The organism is Oligoflexus sp., assembly GCF_035638955.1.
GTDB lineage: Bacteria > Bdellovibrionota_B > Oligoflexia > Oligoflexales > Oligoflexaceae > Oligoflexus.
In genome coordinates, this window is the sequence record NZ_DASQYZ010000275.1 from 1 (window position 1) to 4,445 (window position 4,445).

The following is a 4,445-nucleotide window of genomic DNA, read 5'->3' on the forward strand; positions in this document are numbered from 1 at the left end:
CTTTTCCTGCTTTCTGAAAAATTTCTTGACCGCAAATCACGTCCCAGGGTACCCATTCATGCGTATGGTGATCGACTGATATACGCTTGGGAGGTCGGTATGAGTCAGCCTATTTTGAGCGAGAGCACGATTGCAGCATGCGCAGAATGTGTATCCGTAGCAGGCGACATGCACGGATTTCTGCTCGCGGAAGCTTTGAAGGAAGCTGGTGTCAGTCCTAAAAGTTTGCACGATCCTTTTCGGGCTCGCATGGCTTTTGACGGACTGCTTACGACAGTGGACTGGACCAACCCTCCATAAGTTTTTGTCATCATTTCTATTTTTGGCGCTGCTTACGCGGAACGCCCAAAGAGCATGCGCAGCATACATTCCGAGATTATTGGAGCGATGGCCCGGGATGGGTTCAGGTTCAATGACCGACAACTTTTACGCCAGACGGTTTAGGTGACTCCATCGCTTGGTGAGAACCACCAGCTAGCCAAGGCTGTAATTTGATCCCCGGTAAAGGCACCTCCACTAACAATGTCTTAAAGACTGCTTGTCAGTTTTTGGGCGTGATTTTTCTACCATAATCCCGGATATACATGGCTCGTTGAGCTGGGTATGATTTCCCTGGCGATTCAGAAATTGCCTCCTCCGTTAGAAGGTGGCTAATATGCAGCTCTTTGTGAAGAAAGGGGTCTCTCTTGTCACAAGTGGTGAATAAAATTGGGATTCTTCCACGAGTTGAGCACTTGCTTGATGCAATGCCAACGTCCGCTTGTATTCTTACCCCGGACCTCCAAATAGTTGCCGTTAACGAAAATTTTTTAATCATGACCAGCAAGCAGCGGGCCGAAGTTATTGGTTACAACGTCTGCGAGGTCTGGCCAGAAAGTCCGGCTGGTGCTGAAGCGCTTAGAATTTCAGTCGCGGCAGTCATGCACTCCAAAAAACCCCACCGTATGCCAATCACCCGCTGGGATGGTCAATTTGATCAATCAGGTGATTTTGAACATTACTGGCAGGTGCTCAACTCACCGGTATTCAACGAATATGGAGAAGTTGATTGTATACTGCAGACTTCCGAAAATGTTACCGACACAGTCCTAGCGAAGAAAGCAGCCTCTGAAACAGCGAGACGGATCGACGTTAAAATCGAAGAGCTGCAGGTCAGTGAAAAAAATTTAGAAACAGCCCGGGCATTGGAGTCAGCGGCAAAGCAGGACCTGTGCGACTTTATCATGCAGGCTCCTATGCCTATGTGCATTATAATGGGTTCAGATTTTCATTATACGTTAGCCAATCCTGCCCATGATCGTCTGGTAAATCGAAAGGCGATGGGAAAGTTCCTGGCCGACGTTTTCACTGAGACAGAACGGCTTTATCACTTTCCGATCCTTAAACGCGTTCTGGAGACAGGGGAACCTTACGTTGGCAATGAACTACCTTTGCCCCTCATCGACGATGATGGTTCCCTCAAAGAGCACTATACCAATTTGAGTTTTACCCCTCTTCGTGATGCTGATGGAAAGATCAGGGGTATTCTCGGCCTTGCTCATGACGTCACAGAAATGGTGGTCGCAAGACGAAAACTTGAAACCCTGACGGCAGACCTTAAGGCCGCTGTTGAAGCCGCTGAGAGTGCGAATGAGGCGAAGAGTGCATTTCTTGCCAACATGAGCCATGAGCTCCGTACACCTATGACAGCGATACTGGGTTTTACAGAAGTTCTCCGGGATAGGGGCGTAACTGAGGAGGACAAACATGATGCCCTCCAAAGAATTGATAGCGGGGGTCGGGCTCTCCTGAGACTGATCGATGACATTCTTGATATCTCCAGGATCGAAGCAGGCAAACTAACACTGGAAAAATCGGTTTTCGCTCCTTTTGAGGTGGTTTCTGAAGCCGCTGCGGTCGTTCGCCATGCAGCTGAACAGAAGGGCATAGAACTCAGGTTGGAATTCGACCCCGACGTTCCTCTTTCAGCCTGCTCTGACCCGGCTCGAATTCGGCAGATTCTTACCAATGTCCTCGGTAATGCGGTCAAGTTTACAAGCAGCGGTGAAGTTCGAATCCGGGCGAGACTGGACAAACCGCTACATCTAATCTTCGACATCACTGACACTGGAATTGGAATATCGCAGGAGAATCAAGGCCGCCTCTTCCAACGTTTTGCGCAGGCTGACGCATCAATTGCCCGCCAATTTGGTGGCTCAGGACTTGGTCTGATGCTATCCCGTAGACTTTGCGAGGAGCTTGGTGGAAATCTTGTTCTTGTCGATAGCAAGCTGAACAAAGGGAGTACTTTTCGAGTTCGCATAGAAGCAGCTCCGTTTGATTTGGAAAGCTCTCATTTAAAACAGGCTTCCCCACAAAGGTTGCCAGCCATGGATGAACAGGAGCAATCCTTAACCGGAATGCGTATCCTCGTGGCCGAGGACACTTACTCCAACCAAGTGCTCATGCACAGATTTCTCTCTGTCGCAGGAGCAGACGTCGATCTTGCGAGCAATGGAGAGGAAGCCATGGAAAAAGCTCAGACGGAACTATATGACGTCATCCTCATGGATATCCAGATGCCAAAAATGGACGGAATTCAGGCTACAAAAGCTCTTCGGCTCAACGGCTATCGAGGTCCCATATTGGCTATTACCGCGCATGCCATGAAGGAAGAAATTGAGCGCTCGTTTGACGCAGGGTATAACGATCACCTAACCAAGCCTATAAATGCAAAGACCCTGGTTGAAGCCGTCAGCATCTATCGCAGCCGAACTGCTCCGTTCAACTATCGCGGGCAAGAATCTCACCGTATTTAAACATCATGCTCTCGAACGCTTCCCTCGCTTGGAGAGGAACCACGCCGTTTCCCAAGGCAGTAATTCGGTCCACCCTATGGGGACACCCATAAGCCACTCGACCCATGGAGGGTTCAGACTCCCACCAACCTCTTCCGAAAGGGGTCTGCTGTTCTTTTTCGTTGCTGTCGATCCCGATTTCCAATCCCTTGCGAGTGGTGTCGGCCATAGGTTTGCTTTCGCCATCGTTTCGAGGCCTGGTCGTTTCTTCCCTGTCCGTCCTGCTGCTCCCCCCTGGTTGTAGCCGTATATCGATGCGGTTGGGGTCGGAAACATCGCCGCCGCAGCTGGAAGACTCAATGAGCCGTGGCCGAAACGCTGCCCAGGTCCCCCCTTCTTTCCGTCCGAAGCCCGGATTGTAGGCCAGCAGAAACCATCGTTTTCGGATATGGGGGGCTCCGACATCCGCAGCGGATAGCATGCGCCATCGACAGTCATACCGTCGGGAGGAAAGTTCGCCGACAACTCTGTCGAGACCGCGCGTCCTGAGTCCAGGCACGTTTTCGAGGAAAATGAACGGGGACCTGAGCTCTTGGGCCAGCCGCGGGATCTCGCCAAACAGGCCGCTTCGCTTTCCGTCCAAGCCTTTTCCAGCCCATGCAACGCTAACATCCTGACATGTTTACGGAAAGCCGCCGTAGATGATATCAACGGACGAGCTTTCTTCTGCACCTCCTTTCCGCAGAGGCACGGGCTCATTGCACTGGTGCCATTTGTGGTGGCATGGATAGCAGAGCCAGCGCACGGACATGGGTTCATTATAGTCATCGTGGTGGGCATGGATTCCGGTTCGACCATCTTCAAAGACTCGGGATTGTCCGCAGGTCTCACACTGTCCAGGATTAACCAGTCGTCCGGCCCGAATTGCTGTTTCAACGATGTCATGGGCTCGCTCATCGGCACGCCGACCTCCCCGGTAAAAGTGGTTTTCGCTTCCGTATCTCTGCTGGGGTCTCATCGTCGTTCGGATTCTCAGGAGACCCCAAATTGCCTGCCTAGTGACTCCGTACTCATGAGCCAAGTCACCCAGAGACGAACCTGACTCGTAGCCCTTGACTGCTTCCAGAACCTGATCGTTCGAGAGCTTCCTAAATCTTCCTGCCATAAACTTCTCTTCCACATGAAACGATAACGCTGATTCGATCGAAGCAGCGCCAAGCTTTGTGATGTCGGTAAAAATCGGAGCTTCGGGAAGCTGACCAGATGCCATTCTGGAAAGAAGAATGGCCTGCGCGTAAGGCGCGATCTCACAGTAAAGCACTGGCTTCACCCATGGAGAAAGCGCAAGGGTGAGACCGCCGTATCCGCTGAAAAGATCAAGACCGCTAAGCATTCTTTGCCCCGCTATCTTCTTTGCTCTCTGATTCGCCGGGTACGACATGCTCCATCTCGTTTTCAATTTCGCGCCGCAACTTCTCGTAATCCCGGCCTTGCTCCTCAACGATCGAACGGCGAGAGGCGACACCTGACTTCAAACGAATCTCATCGGCCTTGGCATCTTTGAGCGGGTCAATGCTCTGCATGGTCGCGCCGATCCATTCAGCTGATAGATAGATCTGTCTTTTGATTGGGTCATTGAATCCTGGGGCGGAAAGCAGGCCACGAACT

The 4,445-nt window shown here is 51.4% G+C and carries 4 protein-coding genes and 1 pseudogene; 2 read left to right on the forward strand and 3 right to left on the reverse strand.

Annotation, left to right across the window (positions count from 1 at the left end; genetic code table 11):
• Both VE954_RS25010 and VE954_RS25015 read left to right on the forward strand, forming a co-directional pair.
• A partial coding sequence (locus VE954_RS25010) for a hypothetical protein (protein ID WP_324957972.1) occupies positions 1-300 on the forward strand: 300 nt, incomplete at its 5' end.
• 395 nt (positions 301-695) lie between these two features.
• Positions 696-2,798 carry a response regulator gene (locus VE954_RS25015; protein ID WP_324957977.1) on the forward strand — a complete coding sequence of 701 codons (2,103 nt, stop codon included), beginning with the start codon at positions 696-698 and terminating at the stop codon, positions 2,796-2,798.
• Here the strand turns inward: VE954_RS25015 and VE954_RS44405 are convergent.
• The 3 genes and pseudogenes from VE954_RS44405 to VE954_RS25025 all read right to left on the reverse strand — a co-directional run.
• Positions 2,764-3,420 carry a DNA cytosine methyltransferase gene (locus VE954_RS44405; RefSeq protein ID WP_414699030.1) on the reverse strand — a complete coding sequence of 219 codons (657 nt, stop codon included), beginning with the start codon at positions 3,418-3,420 and terminating at the stop codon, positions 2,764-2,766. The two genes, VE954_RS25015 and VE954_RS44405, sit on opposite strands and share 35 nt — an antisense overlap.
• 39 nt (positions 3,421-3,459) lie before the next feature.
• Positions 3,460-4,170 carry a hypothetical protein gene (locus tag VE954_RS25020; RefSeq protein ID WP_324957973.1) on the reverse strand — a complete coding sequence of 237 codons (711 nt, stop codon included), beginning with the start codon at positions 4,168-4,170 and terminating at the stop codon, positions 3,460-3,462.
• A pseudogene (locus VE954_RS25025) lies at positions 4,163-4,445 on the reverse strand (hypothetical protein); the annotation flags it as partial. The pseudogene VE954_RS25025 and the gene VE954_RS25020, both read right to left, overlap by 8 nt.